General features: G+C 44.9%; 25 protein-coding genes, 2 tRNA genes and 2 pseudogenes. 8 read left to right on the plus strand and 21 right to left on the minus strand.

Features of this window, described 5'->3' with window-relative positions:
• Positions 1–289 precede the first annotated feature (289 nt).
• The 3 genes from ACE1CM_RS14040 to ACE1CM_RS14050 form a co-directional block, all read right to left on the minus strand.
• Positions 290–365 (minus strand) — tRNA-Glu (locus ACE1CM_RS14040).
• A 7-nt stretch (positions 366–372) separates the two neighbouring features.
• A tRNA-Asp gene (locus ACE1CM_RS14045) sits at positions 373–447 on the minus strand.
• A gap of 179 nt (positions 448–626) precedes the next feature.
• Complete coding sequence (locus tag ACE1CM_RS14050; RefSeq protein ID WP_374878144.1) at positions 627–800, minus strand: hypothetical protein; 174 nt, start codon at positions 798–800, stop codon at positions 627–629.
• A gap of 307 nt (positions 801–1,107) precedes the next feature.
• Here ACE1CM_RS14050 and ACE1CM_RS14055 point away from each other — a divergent pair, with 307 nt between their 5' ends.
• A complete protein-coding gene (locus ACE1CM_RS14055) occupies positions 1,108–1,938 on the plus strand; it encodes a polysaccharide deacetylase family protein (RefSeq protein ID WP_374878145.1) in 831 nt (276 codons plus the stop codon).
• Here the strand turns inward: ACE1CM_RS14055 and ACE1CM_RS14060 are convergent.
• Positions 1,930–2,118 carry a hypothetical protein gene (locus ACE1CM_RS14060; RefSeq protein ID WP_374878146.1) on the minus strand — a complete coding sequence of 63 codons (189 nt, stop codon included), beginning with the start codon at positions 2,116–2,118 and terminating at the stop codon, positions 1,930–1,932. The genes ACE1CM_RS14055 and ACE1CM_RS14060 overlap by 9 nt on opposite strands.
• 52 nt (positions 2,119–2,170) lie before the next feature.
• On the opposite strand from ACE1CM_RS14060, the gene ACE1CM_RS14065 reads away from it, so the two are divergent.
• Complete coding sequence (locus ACE1CM_RS14065) at positions 2,171–2,482, plus strand: DUF2500 domain-containing protein (protein WP_374878147.1); 312 nt, start codon at positions 2,171–2,173, stop codon at positions 2,480–2,482.
• Positions 2,483–2,573: 91 nt separating this feature from the next.
• Here the strand turns inward: ACE1CM_RS14065 and ACE1CM_RS14070 are convergent.
• The 5 genes and pseudogenes from ACE1CM_RS14070 to ACE1CM_RS14090 form a co-directional block, all read right to left on the minus strand.
• A pseudogene (locus ACE1CM_RS14070) lies at positions 2,574–2,915 on the minus strand (DUF5615 family PIN-like protein); the annotation flags it as partial.
• A gap of 11 nt (positions 2,916–2,926) precedes the next feature.
• Positions 2,927–3,172: a DUF433 domain-containing protein gene (locus ACE1CM_RS14075; RefSeq protein WP_374878148.1), complete on the minus strand. Its 246-nt coding sequence runs from the start codon at positions 3,170–3,172 to the stop codon at positions 2,927–2,929.
• A gap of 44 nt (positions 3,173–3,216) precedes the next feature.
• Positions 3,217–3,372, minus strand: a complete 156-nt coding sequence (locus ACE1CM_RS14080) for a ribbon-helix-helix protein, CopG family (RefSeq protein WP_374878149.1) — start codon at positions 3,370–3,372, stop codon at positions 3,217–3,219.
• Positions 3,373–3,711: 339 nt separating this feature from the next.
• On the minus strand, positions 3,712–3,900 hold the full coding sequence (locus tag ACE1CM_RS14085) for a hypothetical protein (protein ID WP_374878150.1): 189 nt from the start codon (positions 3,898–3,900) through the stop codon (positions 3,712–3,714).
• Between the two features lie 11 nt (positions 3,901–3,911).
• Positions 3,912–4,067, minus strand: coding sequence for a ribbon-helix-helix protein, CopG family (locus tag ACE1CM_RS14090; protein ID WP_374878151.1), 156 nt, complete (start codon positions 4,065–4,067; stop codon positions 3,912–3,914).
• Positions 4,068–4,171: 104 nt separating this feature from the next.
• Here ACE1CM_RS14090 and ACE1CM_RS14095 point away from each other — a divergent pair, with 104 nt between their 5' ends.
• Together ACE1CM_RS14095 and ACE1CM_RS14100 are read left to right on the plus strand one after the other, a co-directional pair.
• On the plus strand, positions 4,172–4,300 hold the full coding sequence (locus ACE1CM_RS14095; protein ID WP_374878152.1) for a hypothetical protein: 129 nt from the start codon (positions 4,172–4,174) through the stop codon (positions 4,298–4,300).
• The gene (locus tag ACE1CM_RS14100; protein WP_374878153.1) at positions 4,301–4,555 is read left to right on the plus strand and encodes a hypothetical protein; all 255 of its coding nucleotides are present in this window, start codon (positions 4,301–4,303) and stop codon (positions 4,553–4,555) included. It begins immediately after the preceding gene.
• A gap of 92 nt (positions 4,556–4,647) precedes the next feature.
• Here the strand turns inward: ACE1CM_RS14100 and ACE1CM_RS14105 are convergent, their stop codons facing one another.
• From ACE1CM_RS14105 to ACE1CM_RS14145, 9 genes are all read right to left on the minus strand, one after another.
• Positions 4,648–4,974: a hypothetical protein gene (locus ACE1CM_RS14105; protein WP_374878154.1), complete on the minus strand. Its 327-nt coding sequence runs from the start codon at positions 4,972–4,974 to the stop codon at positions 4,648–4,650.
• A 66-nt stretch (positions 4,975–5,040) separates the two neighbouring features.
• Positions 5,041–5,727, minus strand: a complete 687-nt coding sequence (locus tag ACE1CM_RS14110) for an SAM-dependent methyltransferase (RefSeq protein WP_374878155.1) — start codon at positions 5,725–5,727, stop codon at positions 5,041–5,043.
• 192 nt (positions 5,728–5,919) lie between these two features.
• The gene (locus ACE1CM_RS14115) at positions 5,920–6,144 is read right to left on the minus strand and encodes an addiction module protein (RefSeq protein WP_374878156.1); all 225 of its coding nucleotides are present in this window, start codon (positions 6,142–6,144) and stop codon (positions 5,920–5,922) included.
• A 36-nt stretch (positions 6,145–6,180) separates the two neighbouring features.
• Positions 6,181–6,459: a hypothetical protein gene (locus ACE1CM_RS14120; protein WP_374878157.1), complete on the minus strand. Its 279-nt coding sequence runs from the start codon at positions 6,457–6,459 to the stop codon at positions 6,181–6,183.
• 158 nt (positions 6,460–6,617) lie between these two features.
• A complete protein-coding gene (locus tag ACE1CM_RS14125; RefSeq protein WP_374878158.1) occupies positions 6,618–6,953 on the minus strand; it encodes a XisI protein in 336 nt (111 codons plus the stop codon).
• On the minus strand, positions 6,941–7,357 hold the full coding sequence (locus ACE1CM_RS14130; RefSeq protein ID WP_374878159.1) for a XisH family protein: 417 nt from the start codon (positions 7,355–7,357) through the stop codon (positions 6,941–6,943). The genes ACE1CM_RS14125 and ACE1CM_RS14130 overlap by 13 nt, the downstream gene beginning before the upstream one ends.
• Before the next feature lie 98 nt (positions 7,358–7,455).
• Positions 7,456–7,845: an alr0857 family protein gene (locus tag ACE1CM_RS14135; RefSeq protein ID WP_374878160.1), complete on the minus strand. Its 390-nt coding sequence runs from the start codon at positions 7,843–7,845 to the stop codon at positions 7,456–7,458.
• 125 nt (positions 7,846–7,970) lie between these two features.
• Positions 7,971–8,417, minus strand: a complete 447-nt coding sequence (locus ACE1CM_RS14140) for an HNH endonuclease (RefSeq protein WP_374878177.1) — start codon at positions 8,415–8,417, stop codon at positions 7,971–7,973.
• A 166-nt stretch (positions 8,418–8,583) separates the two neighbouring features.
• Entirely contained in the window at positions 8,584–8,832 is a 249-nt protein-coding gene (locus ACE1CM_RS14145; protein WP_374878161.1) for a hypothetical protein, read from the minus strand.
• A 97-nt stretch (positions 8,833–8,929) separates the two neighbouring features.
• Between ACE1CM_RS14145 and ACE1CM_RS14150 the strand changes: the two genes are divergently transcribed.
• The 4 genes and pseudogenes from ACE1CM_RS14150 to ACE1CM_RS14165 all read left to right on the plus strand — a co-directional run.
• Positions 8,930–9,277, plus strand: coding sequence for a hypothetical protein (locus tag ACE1CM_RS14150; protein ID WP_374878162.1), 348 nt, complete (start codon positions 8,930–8,932; stop codon positions 9,275–9,277).
• A 572-nt stretch (positions 9,278–9,849) separates the two neighbouring features.
• Positions 9,850–13,023: a WGR domain-containing protein gene (locus ACE1CM_RS14155; protein WP_374878163.1), complete on the plus strand. Its 3,174-nt coding sequence runs from the start codon at positions 9,850–9,852 to the stop codon at positions 13,021–13,023.
• 615 nt (positions 13,024–13,638) lie between these two features.
• Complete coding sequence (locus ACE1CM_RS14160) at positions 13,639–14,283, plus strand: hypothetical protein (RefSeq protein WP_374878164.1); 645 nt, start codon at positions 13,639–13,641, stop codon at positions 14,281–14,283.
• 463 nt (positions 14,284–14,746) lie between these two features.
• Positions 14,747–14,845: pseudogene (locus ACE1CM_RS14165) on the plus strand (IS1 family transposase); the annotation flags it as partial.
• 209 nt (positions 14,846–15,054) lie between these two features.
• Here the strand turns inward: ACE1CM_RS14165 and ACE1CM_RS14170 are convergent.
• From ACE1CM_RS14170 to ACE1CM_RS14180, 3 genes are all read right to left on the minus strand, one after another.
• Entirely contained in the window at positions 15,055–15,249 is a 195-nt protein-coding gene (locus ACE1CM_RS14170; protein WP_374878165.1) for a hypothetical protein, read from the minus strand.
• Positions 15,250–16,328: 1,079 nt separating this feature from the next.
• Positions 16,329–16,706, minus strand: a complete 378-nt coding sequence (locus ACE1CM_RS14175; RefSeq protein WP_374878166.1) for a type II toxin-antitoxin system RelE/ParE family toxin — start codon at positions 16,704–16,706, stop codon at positions 16,329–16,331.
• Positions 16,696–16,935 (minus strand): hypothetical protein, encoded by a 240-nt coding sequence (locus ACE1CM_RS14180; RefSeq protein WP_374878167.1) that lies wholly within the window; start codon positions 16,933–16,935, stop codon positions 16,696–16,698. Before ACE1CM_RS14180 ends, ACE1CM_RS14175 begins: the two co-directional genes overlap by 11 nt.
• Positions 16,936–17,026: the final 91 nt, after the last annotated feature.

Raw genomic sequence — 17,026 nt, forward strand, 5'->3', positions numbered from 1 at the left:
TTTTTCGAGTAGCCGCCGCAAGATTTCGCTTAAATCCGGAAAATTACGAGCTAATAATTCCCGTAGTATGTGGATTAGTAAGATGGCGGATAGGTGCAATAGTTATATGTCACTAAAAGTGATTACAAAGTGAAAAAAAATCGGAAAAATCAGACCATAAAATTGGGGGAGTTTTTATTAAAAAATTTTCAAACCCTTATTTAAACGTTGGTTTCTGGCTGATGGCACCCGGTGCCATCAGCCAGAAACCAAGTAGGAAAAGGGTTTGGGAATTATTGTCGAGGTCTAATAGTCCCGACGAGGTTTGAACTCGCAATCTTCTGCTTGAGGGGCAGACGGCTTAATACCAATTCGCCTACGGGACTATGCGAACGAGGCTGACGAGATTTGAACTCGCGGCTTCCTGTTCGACAGACAGGCGCTCTAGACCAACTGAGCTACAGCCTCATAAATACTGCTGTTTTGATTTGTGGTTAGAATGCGATCGCCTAACACCAGGCTTTGTTGACTAACACCAATTACCTACATTTTTGATGTATTCTCTCAGTGCTACATCACCAACAGATGCTCTGGTTCCTCTCATATCTTCAATCAAAAATACGATCGTTTCCAGTCGATCAGTGTTGCTATAAATTTTCCGGTTTGCTTGTGAATCTACCTACATAAACCTTGGTGTTCGCTTGCAACCGCATTACTTTAGCCCCAACTGAGTTGAGCGCTTTTGGTGTCAGACGATCTCCTTTGAACCAACGTCTTTCCTGTATTACCAAAAAAGTCGTTTGTTCCGATTGTCTAACCACTTTCGCTTTTCCTTTGGTGCGCCTCCACTTTAGATTTGGTTGTCTTTGGGTGGTGACGCCCAAGGTTCGTCAAAAAATGGGTGACATATTCAGTTTTCAAGGTTCTGCGTTGGGCTTTTGACTCGCCTTTCGGTTGCGTCTCTCTCGCCCTACAATTTCATGCTACTAACATAATACAAAGGTGTCAAGGGTTTGGGGAAAATTTTTTGATATTGTCTCAAAGTGGCTCTATGTCAGGATTTGAAGCAGATCGAGATTCCGGGTGGAGTCGGAGTCGTAAGATGAGAGCAGTTTTAGGATTGGTGCGATGGATAAGTACTTGGGAAAGCAGCGCAGGATATTAAAGGTGTTGGCGATCGCATCTATCGGTTTTGCCTTGGGGATGCTGTTGCACCTGAAAGTGCAAACCGATGAATCGAATCAGGCAGCGCCAGAAAAACAGGCATTAACTGGTGCGAAGGCGCCCATCCAACAGCCAGCCATAACACCACCCCCAGCATTTACCGTCCCAGCTAAGTTTGCTGGAAAAACGTTTTATGACGTAAAACCCGACGATCGGGAGAAAGTAGTAGCGTTAACGATTGATGATGGCCCACAAGCCCCTGAAACGCCTCAAATTCTCGATATTCTCCAGTCACATACCGTCAAAGCCACATTTTTTGTGGTTGGTAAAGCGGTAGAAGCTAATCCCGAAATCTTCCAGCGCACAGTTGCAGAAGGACACGCCATCGGCAACCATACCTGGCATCACTGGTATCGTCGTATGAGTCGAGCAACTGCCAGAAGCGAAATTGAACGCACAGCGGAGATAATACAAAAGACTACAGGAGTAAAAACTTCCTTGTTTCGTCCACCCGGAGGCTTTTTAAACAACGGATTGGCAGCCTATGCTAAAAGCCAGAAACAGGCTGTAGTAATGTGGTCGGTGAGTTCGGCAGATACCGATCCTCGCGCCAAACCAGAAGCATTTGTGAATAATGTATTGAAGGGTGTGAAACCGGGTTCTATTATATTGATGCACGATGGAGGCGGCGATCGCTCTGGCAGTGTCAAAGCTTTACCGGGAATTATCAGCGGACTTAAACAGAAAGGCTACCGTTTTGTGACGCTTCCCGAACTGCTGGAAATGTCAAAATAGAAGCGATCGCTCTTTCGACTCAACCTGAGTATAATCTTTAACATCAACATGAATTACGCACAAAGATCCTATCACCAAAGTTTCTGCGTAGTGTAGGGGCGGGTTTAACGAGATATCTCGTGGTTCCGTGAGTTGATTGGTTAAACCCGCCCCTACTTTTCCAAAACGACGATTTTTCATAGAAACCCGGTTTCTTTGTGTAAGTCCCGATCAATAAAAGGCAGTTAAAATAATGAATCTGGGTGTTGTTCTAGTTGCTTTTCTTTTGGCTTCGATCCTAGTTGCGATTATTTTTCGGATTTGGGGAGCCGGTTACGTAGCGTCCCAGCCAGTCTTTAGTTGGGATGTGCGCGTTGTCGAAAAACGCAAGCAAGGGATTAGCGGACAATACGATACTGAAACAGATTATTACATCACGTTTGAATTTGGCGATGGAAGTAAAAAAGAATACAAAGTAGATGCGGAAGAATATAGAGTATTACAAAACGGTGATGCAGGCAAACTTTACACGCAAGCCAATCTATTTAAAGGATTTGAACGCTAATAACGTTAGTTTGCCTTCTTTGCCAGGGCTGACAATTTTAGCGTCGTAGTGGGATGCGATCGCTCTTGGTGCAGGATAGATGCGATCGCATTCAATTTTCGATTTTACGAATGCGAATAGCTGTTGGTGTGATGACGGTGAAAGAGCCTAGCAACTCTTCAGAATGTTGCGCGATCGCACGAGAAACAATCTCTGCCTTGCTGATGGGAGATAACCCCGATAGTCGAACAAGTACGACGCCAGACGCCACACGACGCAGGCGAAACACTAACTCGCCAAAGTCTTTATCCGCTGTCAACAGCAAAGCTACTTCTCGGTTGGCTAACTCCAGCACAATATCATCAGAAATTCCTGGCTCCATTTCAGCGACGTGCCAAACGGTGTGACCATCTTGCCCCAGGCGCTCAACTATTTGCCTATCTAAATTTTCATCTGCGACAAAATTTACGAAGCTGCCTCAATAATCGGATAAATTACATCGGCTCGTAAAGCTTGTGCGGCAAATGCCAATGCTGCCTGAATTGCCTCGCGGTTTAGTCGAGGATGAGCTTCGATGATTTGTTCCCAGATTTCGCCAGCGGCAAGTTTTTCTAGAATTAGCTCAACGGTAATGCGGGTTCCGGCAATTACAGGTTTACCCATCATTACCTTTGGATCGGATATCACGATTTGTTTTAGTTGCTTCTCCATTGTTGCCATGCTCGTCGCTTGGTTCTTCTATGATGGCATTTTCGCTACGCCTTCCCCTTATCTCTAGCTTCTAGAGCCTCAAGAATCAGTATCTCAATCAATACGCTGACCGATCGCTTGTCCTTTTCTGCTATTACGGCTAAGCGATCTTTTAGATCTTGAGGCAGGTATACGGTAATTCTGGCTTTATCTGTCGCCATGCTAACCTCGAAGAGTTTTGAGCGTTCCAGCAGGAAAGTAACTCCTAATTCTCCTTGATTTGATCGATTTTGTGACGAGCGATTAAATCTTGGTTGTCTGGTTTGCCAAAGTGTTCCTCTAACGCGATCTGCACAGTTTCACTGATGCTCTGATTTTTGATAGCACTTAGAACCCTCAGAATTCTCTCAATGTCCGAGGTCAGATAGATTCTGAGACTTTTTTTGTCGGCAGGCATAAGAAGCATAAAGTCATATCTTCCCATAATCCCACACAGCTTGGCAGGACATCGTTGTGCCAAAGTGCAAATTTGGACGATCTGCCAAGCAATTTTAGGATCGCTACTCCTTCCCCTTATCCCCAGTTTCTTTAGCCTCTAAGCCTTTGATTAAAAGCTCTTCCGCAATAAAACTAAACGATCGCCGCTCTCTGTCTGCGATCGCCTTAACTCTGTCTCTAACCTGATCGGATAGGTATATCGTCACCTGATTTTTCTTTGTGACCACCGCCAACACCTTATAACAAAACATCTGGGAGATCGCTACGCCTTCCCCTTATCCCTAGCCTCTAGAGCCTCAAGAATCAGTATCTCGATCATGACGCTGACCGATCGCTTGTCCTTTTCCGCTATCACGGCTAAGCGATCTTTTAGCTCTTGAGGCAGGTACACGGTAATTCTGGCTTTATCTGTCGCCACGCAAACACAGGCATTAAGAGGAATCCTAAAAATTTTAGAACCTCACTGTATTATTATGGTAACGTCATAGTAGTGTTATTAATTGTCACAGTGAGGTTTTGCTTATGGTTATACTCTCCGATGATGAGGTCACCCTCATCCGCTCGCTGCTGATTGCCCTTCGAGGCATCAAAGTCCGGGATATTGATAAGGCTCTGGTTATTTTGTCTAAAGGCGACAGAGGAGGGCGATAAATGATTGTGCTAACAGACTCTCAAGCGATCGCTGTTCATCGCCTGCTAACCTGCATCCTGCTGAACGAAACCTACCGCATAGCGGACCTAGAAGACGCGCTCTTGTGGTTGTCTCCAGAAAACCGACAAATCCTCTGTCCTTTTGATTCCGTGTGGTCTAAAAATCTCGCTTTTGGAAATCGTCCGAGAGTTGAGAAATCAGGGTTGAAATTGAACCACGGTTTAGCTGTTTCCTCGATGAACAGGTGCAAATAGCCCTTTTCTCTTGTCGGAAGAGGGCTGATTTGAGCAAGTTGGCGATGCCCATAGCGATCGCGATCAAACGATCCAACCTACAAACGCTCATCTTAACTGGTTGCGGCTGCTTGCTTGCCATTGGTGTTGACGTTGGTCTTGCTGCGATCGCTCGGATGAATGCGCGAATTACTGAAATGAATAAATAAATAGGCAAAATGAGCAAGTAAATCACCATTTCGCTTGCGGAAAACACTAAAATGAATGCGCGAATTACTGAAATGAGTAAACAAAAAGGCAAAATGAGCAAGTAAATTGCCATTTTGCTTGCGGAAAATACCAAAATGAATATACAAATGACTGAAATGAGAAAGCGAACAGGCAAAAGGAGAAAGCAGATCGCTTGTATATTCCGGACGCAGATAACCTCTCCAACACAACCGACCATATTGGTAAGTTCTGGTACAGCGACTTGTTATGCCGCGTCAACACAACAAACTCTGTACTCATCGTTTCTGAAGCAGTAAGAAAGCGAACCCCATTGTATCAATCCCCCATCTTAAATATCCTCTTTGCCAACTTTGTATCCGCTCAAATGCCGTCTCATCAGCATTTTGCATTGCTGCTAAATAACGTTTTTGTGCTTGTCTACTCTCAAAATCATCCCACTCATCTTCGCTGCTTCGGCACAAGTAAAGCGGAATGAAACCTTCTTCTATTGCTATATCTACTGTAGTTATATAATCAAAGTGCGGGTTTTCTCCTGCCATCAGACTAAGATACTCTGGCGATGGTTCTTGTTTCCAAAATACTGTCCCAATCAGTAATGAGCCTGAGTTGACTAAATAATGAGAAAACAATTGTAAAGATTGACGATAACCACCCCAAATAAATTCTGAACCGATACAGATAATCAAGTTGGCTTTGTGTGCTTCCCAGTTAAACGATTGAGCGTCCTGACAGACAAAGGATAAGTTTGTGCTTGATAGCCTCTTTTTCGCTTTTTGTTTAGCCAAATTAATTAACTCTGAATTACGATCGACTCCAACACCTGTAATGCCATATTGCTCGGCGACTCGAATTAAAAACTCGCCTTCGCCACACCCAATATCTAAAGCGTAACAGTTGCTATCCAGTTTTAGTTGCTCGACAAGGCGGTTTGCCTTCTCGGTGCTTAAAGGGCAATTAAACAAGTTTACCTCACCAATAACCTCTAACTAAACGATATACAACTGCATAAGATTCGGGCATTTGACAAATTCGATTTAGCATCTCCTCCACACAGCCTAAAAATTCGTCGCCAAGCCCCGACTGTTAGCTCTCTTACCAACTGTACGCCTCATCAAGTTCTTCGCGAACTTCAGGGCGAAATACCAGTGCGTAATTCATTTTTTTCCCTTAATCGATGCTTTGATTTCCTCCCAAGTCAATACATTCTCTGGATTCATTTCATAGTCATCGATCCGAGAATCAAGCTCGCGCTTTTGTTCCTCTGTCAGATCGGGGTAAGCTTGTTCGGCTGCAATACTATCCCAGATTGCTTGCACAAGAAGAATTCTATCTTCAATGCTCAGAGTTGCAATTTCATTCAACCTAGCTGTGATGTCCATGTTGAGTAACCTCAATCGAAGAGTAAACAGTACACTTTAAATATAGCGGACAGGGTTTTGCCCATCAAATTGAACGCTGCAATTGACAATACGACCGTCTAAAAACTTCACAACAAGTCTGCCATCATCTCTCCGATAACTGGTGCTGCGGTCAAACACACCTTCAATCATCTGTGTACCTGGGAAATTCACAACTTGGATATGTGTAATTTTCTGTATTTTATCGTCTGCCACAACCCAAGCCGCAGATTCAGACTTGGCAAGTAGATCCAGTAGGTTATCCCTTGTTCGTACTTGAAGTATTAGTTTCGACATAATGACGGGAATTTGATTGGAAGACTAATGTATTTTTCCCATCCATAGGGAAACAGTACAACGGTGGAGTGGAGCCGCCGCAGATCAACTCTGGTTCCAAGGAAAACCTTTATCAGGTCGGCTCCAACGTCAGCGTTCAAAGGCGCAGCTACTGTATTTCAAGCTGCACCGTAATCAGTATACTGCCGTTTGTAAGGAGGCTGTAATCCCAAGACAATATCCTCTCTTGGAACACCCATTTCAACCAACTCCTCCGCCGGATTCTGGTCTGTCAAATTTTGCTGAAGCCAAATTTTTCCATCTTTGATATCAAAATGGATTATGCATCGGTAAATTCGGTTGAAGTGTTGCCAACCGACATTCATCCACTGGTAATGATCCCGTTCAGTATCGAAAATGAGTTGCACTTCGACCTGATCATCCGAAACATCATCTTTGGCATAATGACTCAGTAATGTTTGAACGAACTTTCGATATTGGGCTACCTTGTCCATTGCACAATCACCTCTTTTGCTGGATCGTACACAATTAGCAAGACCTGATACCGTTGTACCGCAGTTTGAGTAAACTCGTATTGAAAAAATGTTTGATAAACATCAACTGGGACTGCCAAGTACAGCATCCGATCTGGTTCAACAGACTCTAAAGCAAGACGATAGCTGAGAAACTGCCCCAATGCAGAGTAAAAATCCGTAATCGCAGAGGGATTCAAAAAGCTTTTGATCTCTACCGCTATTTTCTCTCCGGCTCGCTCCGCTGCGAGCAATTGCTCTGCCCCCAGATCAACTTGAAAGTTGACATTGCCAAACTTAAACCTGAGCGGATCGTCAGTAATTACCCACTGCTCTTTTTGAAGTGCCTGTTTTACGGCTTCGTGGAAAACATCCTTGGCAGACACAAACAGAGCCTCAACGCTGCATAGTCATAATACTGGCTTCTGGCCTCGACTCCTCACTGCCTAGAATTAAAAGGGCGGGCAAGATGCCCACCCCACAATTATTCGCTCATGCAAGAGGCGTAGGTTTGAGAGAGTTGCCAGAGTTTGAACAAGAAGAACTCGACGCGATCGCTCAACGTCACCACAAACACGCCTTCGTCACTTTCGGCACTCGTAGAAATCCAAGTTCCGCGCAAGCTGACTTCGACGCATTCAGCATCGCTAACGCACAGATCGATAATTTCCGCATCTTCGCGCCGCACTTCCGCTTGCAAGCGATCGATCCCAGGCAGATCGGCAGGTAACAAGAACGAAGCGGTGCTAGCACCGATGCAGATTTGCCACCCAGCGCGCACAGACAGCATCACTCTTGCCGTCAACCAATCTTCTAGGGATTGTGCCAGACGCTCTAGATAAAATCCATTTTCGGTATAGGTGAGTTTCAGCATCGTCGGGTATCTCCCATTGTTTTAGTGCTGAGTGGGGCGGGGAGAATTGTAGATTTAAGATTGCAGATTGCAGATTTGAATTAAATCTGAAATCTAAAATCTTAAATCTGCAATTTTCACATCCCCTAGAGTTGCTGTTCCTGCCAGAATTGCTCGGCAAAAGCAACGGCTGGGTGGAGGGGGGCTTTTGGCTGGGTGCAAAGTTGCATTCCAGCTTGCTCAGGAGTGCGATCGCCTTTTGTGGTATTGCACCTTTCGCAGGCAATAACTACGTTGTCCCAGGAGTGTTTTCCGCCTTTTGACCGTGGAATTACGTGATCCAGCGTTAAGTTTTTTGTACAGCCGCAGTATTGGCAACTGTGGCGATCCCGTCGCAAAACTTCACGCCGATTCACTGGCGGCACTTTCCACAGTCGTTCGTTACTGGTAAACGTCAGGCGAATCTGTTGCGGCACATAAAATAAATGGCTCGCCGATTTCACCTGCCACGCCGCCGTCTCATCAATGCTCAGCGGTTCCGCTTTACCCGTTATCAGCAGGGTAATTGCCCGCTTAATATTGACTCGACTCATTGGCAGATAGTTCTTAGAGAACACTACCACCGACTGGGCTAACACTTCTGTTGGTCTTTGCCTGTGAGGTTGCGATGTTGATGTCACGATCTAAACTCCTTAAACAAGAACCCCCGCCTCTGGTTACTTAGAAGCGGGGGTTAGAAGGCTTTGGGTTCTTCTCGTTCTATATAGGTACAGTCACTTTAAGCCTGTACCTCCCGCTTCGTCTTAATGAATCTGCCGATCCGTTATGCCCGTTAAACAGTAGGGTCAAATTAGGTTTGACCTCTCTACCTCGATCTTGCAAGCCATACCAAAGTTCCAACAAACAATCCACTGCAATTCCCCTGGTGACGCCCCAAATGGCGTCTGCACCGTCGTCTAAGCGACTGGTGACGGGCATTGAAGTGGAAAGGGATTGCTGGTGAATCACGTTGGTAGTTCTTGAAGGCTCTGGATTAGAAATCTTACTAATAAAATACTACACTTGTATTATTAGATCTGTCTACCCCATAAAGGAGAAAAGTAAAATGTTCGCGAATAATACTGCTACCCGGATTCCCACCACCGAGATGGACGTTACCAGCATACGCTTGGAGCGGGAATTGAAAGATAGACTCAAAGATCTAGCTGGAAACCAAGGATATCAAGCGCTCATCCGCGAAATCCTCTGGAATTACGTGCAACAGAAATCTGGAGCGTTTAAACCGCAGTTTTCGCGTTCTGACATTCGCGCCAGCATTCCCGCCACAGCCGAACGAGAAGAACGCTGCGTGCTTACAGGAGAGTTTATCCGACCTCAAGAACCAATGTTATTAGGACTGACGCGACATGGAGAATTAGTCCCGCTGAGTATTGGCAGTTTGTCAGAAGGTTAAGATTCCGGATTTGCGCCGCACCAAAACCCGCCCCATCCATCCGGGGCGAGTTTATATTCGTTATAGCCAAATTCTTGTAGGGGCGGGTTTAACCGACAATCTATGACCCAAACTGGCAATATATGTAAACCCGCCCCGCCACCCCCTCGGATTCTATGGGCAGATTTAGGCGATCGCGTTATATCATTTCCGGTCGATTACCCATAATTAGGAGCCGGGACACGGCATTATTAAGGTTATCTGTTTGTTCGAGATATATATAATGCCGTGTCCCTACGCAACGACTCTGTGAGGTTTTTTGATTATGGGCAATTCAACGGACATGATAGTAGGGGCGGGTTTAACCGACAATCTATGGCGCAGGCTAACAATATACGTAAACCCGCCCCGCCACCCCCTCAGATTCTATGGGCAGATTTAGGCGATCGCGTTCCCAGGCTCCCGCCTCTTAACGCTATCCTAGAGGCTCTGCCTCTTGTACATCTTTCCACAATCGGAGGCCGGAGCCTCCAGATCGGCATTCCCAGGTAGAACCTGGGAACGAGAGAAAAAACCCTCGCTCTCCATTCCCTATGCAACTAATCAAACGGACAACCCTGCACTACCAGGAAGGAACTTCAGACAAAGTATACGAAGTCGATTTATGCCAAACGGGTGAAAATCGATATGTGGTTAACTTCCGCTACGGACGGCGAGGTGCAAATCTAAAAGAAGGGGTCAAGACAACTCAAGCCGTACCTTTGGCAGAAGCGGAGAAAGTTTTCGCTAAATTAGTAGCTGAAAAGACCAAAAAAGGCTATCAAGATGTCAGCACTCCGCCCGTAGAAGAAACTTTAGCTAAACCAGAAAAACCAGCCACGCGCAAGGTCGCAATCTTAAACCGTCTAGCTAATCAAACTCCCAGCAAATGGCCTTTAGAAAGAGCGATTTGGCGCGCCGGAGAACTGAAAATACCCGAAGCGACTCCTTTACTTATCCCACTAATTGGCAGCGGCGATGCGCTGAGAGATTATTGCATAGCTTGGGCATTAGGTTGGTGTGGCGGCGAGGGTGCTGTTCCTGCACTTGTTCGCCTTCGCAGTCACAATACAACGCCAGAATTTGTTAGCCGAATTGCATTTGAAGCATTACTCAAACTCGCCGATGCAGAAACAAAAGCAGCGTTGCAATCTGAAATGATAGAAAATCTGCCGCAAGAATTTACCAGCGCCAAATCGGCAGATGAATTTTCTCATGCCTTACGCACCTATCTTAATAATGGAGATTACAAGCGGTTTGCCGTTCTCGATACTATATATCAAATCGATAACGAGTATGTCCGTCCAGCACTTATAGATATTCTGAAAACTGCGCCGCTACGTCCGAATTATTTCCAGCGGTTTCGACATATTTTTAAAATGGCTGAATATCGCCACGATGCAGAAGTTTTTGCCATCCTTGCTTACCGCTTCGAGAAAGAGTCCTCAATGTTTAGTAGCAATTCCTATGGTATTTCTACCCCTGGTGGCGGTTACTTAAGAAAGCGCGTCTATCGAAATTACAACAGAACAACAGGTCATTATGAAATATACAGCGAAATCAAAGATGAATTGAAGCGTTCAGAGTCAAAAATTGCTTACAGCAGTCACACTCGCGACTATTTTTTAAGGCGGGTGTGGCGGACTCTAAAAACCTTGGGCGAATTAGGCGACACTGAATATGTAAAAATGGCTGTCGGAGTTCTGCTTCAGTATTCAGATAGCGATGCTGAAGCAGCGCGCGAAACTACTTTAACTCGATGGCAAAGGGATGCTAAAGGACAGTATTATAAAGTAGATTTTAACCACAATTGGGATGCTTTCGCGGGATATATAACTTTTAACCATATCCTTTACGAACATAGTCCGCGCTATGAATTAAAGGAAAACGCGAAAGCTTGGCGTTGTCGAGATTCTTACAAACCTGGAGATGCAGAACCAGATGTAAGAGAAGAAGCATTTCCCTCGCTTTGGGAACAACAACCTGCTGAATTATTGCGATTGCTTTTAGAAAGTGACTGTCGTCCCGTGCATCATTTTGCAGTTAAAGCGGCGCGTGCTTGTCCCCAGTTTGGTACAGAATTAGATGAAAGTACGATAATTAGATTGCTGAATAAACCTTACGAAGTGACAGCACAATTGGGGTTTGAAATAGCGCGCGAGCGCTACAACCCCACCAACCCCAATTTTACCTTGGTTTTGGCTATAGCAAATTGTGCCTTTGCACCCGCGCGCGCCGCGGCATATCGGTGGATTGAGGCAGGGAGCAATCCCATCAATTACGATAACAATTTTATCATCGCCTTAGTCACCAGTCCCCAATCCGAAACCCGCCAATTCGCCCGCCAATTCCTAAGTTCAGTTACCCTGAGCGATCGTCAAGCAAAAATCTTAATCGGGCAGCTATTTGCCTCACTATTAGGATTAAACGAAACAAAAGCAACACTAGCAAAAGATATTTCCGAAACCCTGCTTACTTGCTTCCCTACCCAACTTGGCACATTAGGTTTATCCGTTGTACTTGACTTACTGCAAAACCCCTTATTAGAAATCCAAGAATTCGGCGCAAGAATCCTCTTACTCCACCAAACCAGTGCGGCTAATTTGCCATCAGGATTAATCGACTCTCTCATGACATCACCCCACGAGTCAATCCGCAACATTGGGATGCAAATTTTCGGAAACCTCCCCGACGCAACGCTTTTGAATCAATACCCGCTGCTAGTCACAATGATGATTCACGAACAAGCAGATATCCGCAACGCAATTCGCCCAGTAATTCAAAGATTAGCCACCAATCATCCAGATTTCGCCGCCAGATTAGCAACAGAATTAATCGGTATTTTGTTGCAACCCAAAACGCAAGAAGGTATCCACGCCGCGATCGTACTTTTGCTCAAAGAAGATTTACCAGAATGGATGACCAATGTTACCAAAGATACAGCCTTGCGCCTGCTAAAAGCTAAATATTCCGCAGCACAAGAATTAGCCGGATATGTACTGAGTGCAAACTGCGACAGATGGGCAAAGGAATTCGAGACATTTGAAATAGTCAAACTTGCCGACAACGAAATACTTGCTGTGCGGGAAGCAGCGCGAGAAATGTTCTTGCACAACCTCAACAGACTGCGCGGAAACGAACGGGAAATGTTAGCAGCAGTCAAGTTAGTAGAATGCAAGTGGGATGATACGCGGGAATTTGGTTTCCGAGTATTCGGTACATGCTTCACCGACACCGATTTAACTCCTAGTATTCTGGTTAATTTATGCGATAGCGTCAGACAAGATGTCCGCAAATTTGGACGCGACATGGTAACCCGGTATTTCAAAGAAGCGTATGGACAAGAATATCTGCTCAAATTCAGCGAACATCCCTCAACAGATATGCAGTTATTTGCCACGAATTATCTGGAGAGTTATGCTATTAATAATCCCGAACGCTTGCAGGAATTGCTACCCTATTTTATCACCGTGCTATCGCAAGTAAATCGAGGCAGAGTTGCCAAGCAGCGCATCTTTGCATTTTTAGATAAAGCAGCACAAAAAAGTGAGGAAGCAGCAAGGGTAGTAGCAGAAATTATCACGCGACAATCTGCGAATATGGCAATTGGTGATAAAGCGGCGGCGATAGAAACGATGGTGAAAATTCATAAACTTTATCCTCATCTCGCTTTACCAATTCAGGTAAAAGCAGTTGCAGAAATTAGAACCGCAGATAGAGACAGATAAACCCAGAATTCATCTGCGTACATCTGTGTGTATCTGTGGTTAAAATACAGCGGATTGCCAGCGAGTGAGGTACAGCCTTTTGGCTTGGTGTACCATCAACGGCTGCAATCCGCTATATTAGGCAGATTGACTCAAGCCAAAAACAAAGGTGATGCGTCAATCTCGCGACTAGAAACCCACGATTTTTCGGATCGCCCTTTGTTTTTTTGCGTAAGTCCTGGATCAGAAATCGCGGCTATACAAACAAAGTCCGCCAGCGCGGACTAAGGTAAAATCAAGGGTTTTGAACCTGCGGCGGCAGGTTTTGTCTGTATAGCCGCGACTTACAGTCGTCAGGTGTAAGGTCTCATAGCCCTCGATGAATTGGCGACCGCAATATACAAAAGTGTATTTGATGACTTATAAGTTTAGATTATTACGGATATAGAGAGTGGCAATCAGAGCATTGCATAGAAATTAGTCTTAGTTAATAAACTGATGCTGCAAAGCCCCCAAAAACCGCTATTTTTGAACCATGGCAGATTTTGCATAAGTCAGATAAAGAGACTTGACATTTACTCGTTCAAGTGGGAATTTGGGAAATGGATTTAACTCAAGTTGAGGACTCTGCTTCAAATGACCCAAGAAACCAGCCAAATTCTCTTAAAAAATACAGCAAACGGCGTAACTATACACTTGGACGGTGAAAAAGGCAATATATTGGCGGGCGGTAGCGGTACCGAAGGGGATGTCACACTGCTAAAACCAGATGGCAAACAGACTATCCACTTGGATGGTGGAAATGGCAACATCACCCTGGGTGGGAATGGGTCCCAAGGGGATGCCACACTGCTGGATCCAGAAGGCAAACAGAGTGTTCACATTGATGGCGGTAATGGCAACATCACCCTGGGTGGTGAGGGTCACAATGGGGACATTCGTTTGCTCAATAGTGCTGGTCAAGTCATGGTTCACATTGATGGCGGAACGGGTGACATCCTGGTGGGAGGCGCTTCACTAAAGCCAGCCGACTTCGTCTTTGCAGCCAACTACGATCTACCAACCCTCAGTGATGTGCATGGGTTCATCCGCAAGCATGGACATCTTCCTAATATTCAGTCGGGCGAACAGATGAAAAATTCTGGCATCAACATCCCAGAATTTGCGATGAACCTGTTGCAAAAGCTGGAAGAGTTGACGCTTTATCTCATCCATCAGGACAACACTATCCGCGAGCAGCAGCAACGCATTGAACAATTGGAAAACCGTGTTGCTAAGTAGATTTCCGATTGGTTGCAGTTAACTTACCGATCGCTGAAGTCCTTAAGGCGGTAACCTTTTGCTAAGTAACTCAAGTTGCTAGTTATAAACATTGGGCTTTGCTAATAGCTAATTGCTAATAGCTAATTGCTAATAGCGCTGGATAAAAGTCAGAATTTTTCCTGATTTCGTTATTAGTAGGATCTGGCGAATTTGCGCTGTTATCTTGTCGGCAAACAAGAAATATTTATACGCAAATGCGCCAGCCCCAAAAAGCCTAAAGCCGCTTGGCATGAAATAACTAGCAACTTGAGTTAATTACAAACCCCGGTTTTAAAATTGCTAGTAAGGGCTAGCGCATTTGTGCTGTTATTTTGTCGCCCAACAAGAAATATTTATAAGAAAATGCTAATGCCTCCGGCACGCTGCGCGAACGCCCCTACTAAAATTTTCCCAGGACTATTAGCCATTAGCCATTAGCCATTACCCTTGTTTTATCAGCAATGAAAACCCGATTGTTAGTAAAACTTATATGGCAAGGGTAGAGGGAGAAAAGAGTTGTTTAAGACATTATTTAGCTCGATGAAATCGTCAGACTTTTTCTGACTCTAAATCAGCGGTATAGTCTCACTAGGAAGGGTGTTTTACCGCCCTTGACCAGAATTCAACCCCATCGTTTGCTCGAACAATTGATGCCTGTGAGGGGTGCGATCGCTCTTCTCTACTCTTGGGTTTAACCGGGGCGAACGCTACTGTAGCCTGCTTGCTCAAGATTACTCACTACCAAGCGCATCATGGAATGAAAATTCGCCTTGTGCCTCGATAGTCTTCAATGTCAACTACGATGTCAACCAAGCGATTGACGCAACGTTCCCGATAATCTGGTTCAGCAAGTAACCGATCGATATTTCCGATCGTAACGAAAGGAAGTGATGTAGAAGTATTTTCCTGACGCATTACCTGTTCCAAGGAGTTTTTTCCCTTCATGCTTCGGTTAGCAGTTAGCAAAATCATTCTAACAGGTGTTTACAAAGCCATGATTCAATTGCAAATTATATCATGTCCGGTGATATCGGTAGTGTATGGATGGCTAATTGCTAATTGCTCGCTTGCTAATTGCCTCCATATCCGCCATTAGCGATTAGCGATTAGCAGTTACACAACCGTTGCCTAAGGAGATGATATTACTCGTCAATATTGTTCGCAACCAAGCACTTTACGCTTTCGACATAAAAGTTCGATTAAATCCATCGGCACGCTCACAGACAAGACACGCTCAATCGCTCTTCTCCACCCTTGAGTTTAACCCAAGCAGGTACTAACTCAATCACCTGTGGACGAGCGGAGAATTTTAGCCTCTATTGTCTGTCTGTATTTACTGATTTCTGTAATCTCACCTTGATGGCTGTTGAGGTAATATAAAAGTGGGATTAAACCAATAGGCATAAATCGAAGTAAACTACACATACAAAGGCAGTAACGCTGTTGTGGGTAGGAGCGATCGCACTCATGCCTAAGAAAATCCCAGAACTAAAAAGCTTGTTACTAAAAGCAGGATTTACTTATCGTCCAGGTAAGCGTAGTCACTCAAATACCATCCGCTTTTACCTACAACCCTAACTTTATCAGGTAATGACGGAGACGATGCCAAACTCTATTAAGAAAGAGATGTAAATAAGGTAATTCAGAGACTCGCAGAAGTTCAACAATAACAAGAGGAAGAATCATAATGAATTATCACTAAACTATCGTTATTCAATCGTCTGATGAAGATCGATGTTTCGTCGTCAGTCTTCCTGAATGGGGAGAATTCTGCCACACCCATGGAGATACCTATGAAGCAGCTTTAAAAAATGCCCAAGTGTTATAACTTCTGAGCGAATCGTCCAGAGAAGACGGTAAACCTCTGCCCGAACCTAAAACGCGAGGAAAGTCGTTTCAGGTTGCCTGAAATTATTGAATAACATAACAATATACCCCTAACAAATACTATGGAAGTAAACTACGCATATAAAGGAAGTAGCGCAGTTGTAGATCAAGGCGATCGCAATCAACGGAATGTTCTTCTATTTTCCGACATTTTCTGAATCGGGCAACTGGACTTCAGCACGGGTGAGAATTTCTCGAACTTCAGCGGCAGTGATGTCAGATTGATCGGATTTGGAATACATCGTAACGAGGAGAATTTGATCGCTGGTTTTGAGGTAGTAGATGACGCGATAGCCGCCGCTTTTGCCTTTTTGAATGCTGCTGTTTTTGATTCTAACTTTGAAAACGGTATAGTCCATGTCAGGAATTTGATCGCCCGGAAGTTCGCCTGATTCAAGTTGTTCGATCAGAGGTTGAATATCGAGACGAATGGTACGGTAGCGTTTGCCCAACCTGCGAACATCGCGTCCAAAGCGATCGCTAAAAGTCACTTGAACGGGTGGATTAATCGACATCCATACCTTCCCACAGTTGAGAGACGGGACGGGTTTTTCCGGTGAGGACTTCTTGCCACCCTTGGTAGAGTCCTTCGCGGATAGTTTCAATCGAGTCGTCTTCAAGTTCTTCGTCTTCGGGGATGAGGACGATAACGCGGACGCGGCGAGATTGGTTCACTTCGAGAGGATTGTCGAGAGTGAGTTGACCGAGGTCGTTGATAGTAGCGGTGGTTTCGATCGCTTTCATAGGGTTTACTGTTTGGGTTGCGGTGGAACAGCCAGCTAACAACATCAAGATTGACAGCTCAACCTCCTTGCTCAATTGTATCGCTGTTTCA

It is taken from the genome of Microseira sp. BLCC-F43 (assembly GCF_041929235.1).
GTDB lineage: Bacteria > Cyanobacteriota > Cyanobacteriia > Cyanobacteriales > Aerosakkonemataceae > Microseira.

Coding starts and splice junctions, on each gene's coding strand:
- ACE1CM_RS14055 (WP_374878145.1), top strand. CDS start 1,108: ATGGATAAGTACTTGGGAAAGCAGCGCAGGATATTAAAGGTGTTGGCG.
- ACE1CM_RS14060 (WP_374878146.1), bottom strand. CDS start 2,118: ATGAAAAATCGTCGTTTTGGAAAAGTAGGGGCGGGTTTAACCAATCAA.
- ACE1CM_RS14065 (WP_374878147.1), top strand. CDS start 2,171: ATGAATCTGGGTGTTGTTCTAGTTGCTTTTCTTTTGGCTTCGATCCTA.
- ACE1CM_RS14075 (WP_374878148.1), bottom strand. CDS start 3,172: ATGGAGAAGCAACTAAAACAAATCGTGATATCCGATCCAAAGGTAATG.
- ACE1CM_RS14080 (WP_374878149.1), bottom strand. CDS start 3,372: ATGGCGACAGATAAAGCCAGAATTACCGTATACCTGCCTCAAGATCTA.
- ACE1CM_RS14085 (WP_374878150.1), bottom strand. CDS start 3,900: ATGTTTTGTTATAAGGTGTTGGCGGTGGTCACAAAGAAAAATCAGGTG.
- ACE1CM_RS14095 (WP_374878152.1), top strand. CDS start 4,172: ATGGTTATACTCTCCGATGATGAGGTCACCCTCATCCGCTCGCTGCTG.
- ACE1CM_RS14100 (WP_374878153.1), top strand. CDS start 4,301: ATGATTGTGCTAACAGACTCTCAAGCGATCGCTGTTCATCGCCTGCTA.
- ACE1CM_RS14115 (WP_374878156.1), bottom strand. CDS start 6,144: ATGGACATCACAGCTAGGTTGAATGAAATTGCAACTCTGAGCATTGAA.
- ACE1CM_RS14120 (WP_374878157.1), bottom strand. CDS start 6,459: ATGTCGAAACTAATACTTCAAGTACGAACAAGGGATAACCTACTGGAT.
- ACE1CM_RS14125 (WP_374878158.1), bottom strand. CDS start 6,953: ATGGACAAGGTAGCCCAATATCGAAAGTTCGTTCAAACATTACTGAGT.
- ACE1CM_RS14135 (WP_374878160.1), bottom strand. CDS start 7,845: ATGCTGAAACTCACCTATACCGAAAATGGATTTTATCTAGAGCGTCTG.
- ACE1CM_RS14140 (WP_374878177.1), bottom strand. CDS start 8,417: ATGAGTCGAGTCAATATTAAGCGGGCAATTACCCTGCTGATAACGGGT.
- ACE1CM_RS14150 (WP_374878162.1), top strand. CDS start 8,930: ATGTTCGCGAATAATACTGCTACCCGGATTCCCACCACCGAGATGGAC.
- ACE1CM_RS14155 (WP_374878163.1), top strand. CDS start 9,850: ATGCAACTAATCAAACGGACAACCCTGCACTACCAGGAAGGAACTTCA.
- ACE1CM_RS14160 (WP_374878164.1), top strand. CDS start 13,639: ATGACCCAAGAAACCAGCCAAATTCTCTTAAAAAATACAGCAAACGGC.
- ACE1CM_RS14170 (WP_374878165.1), bottom strand. CDS start 15,249: ATGAAGGGAAAAAACTCCTTGGAACAGGTAATGCGTCAGGAAAATACT.
- ACE1CM_RS14175 (WP_374878166.1), bottom strand. CDS start 16,706: ATGTCGATTAATCCACCCGTTCAAGTGACTTTTAGCGATCGCTTTGGA.
- ACE1CM_RS14180 (WP_374878167.1), bottom strand. CDS start 16,935: ATGAAAGCGATCGAAACCACCGCTACTATCAACGACCTCGGTCAACTC.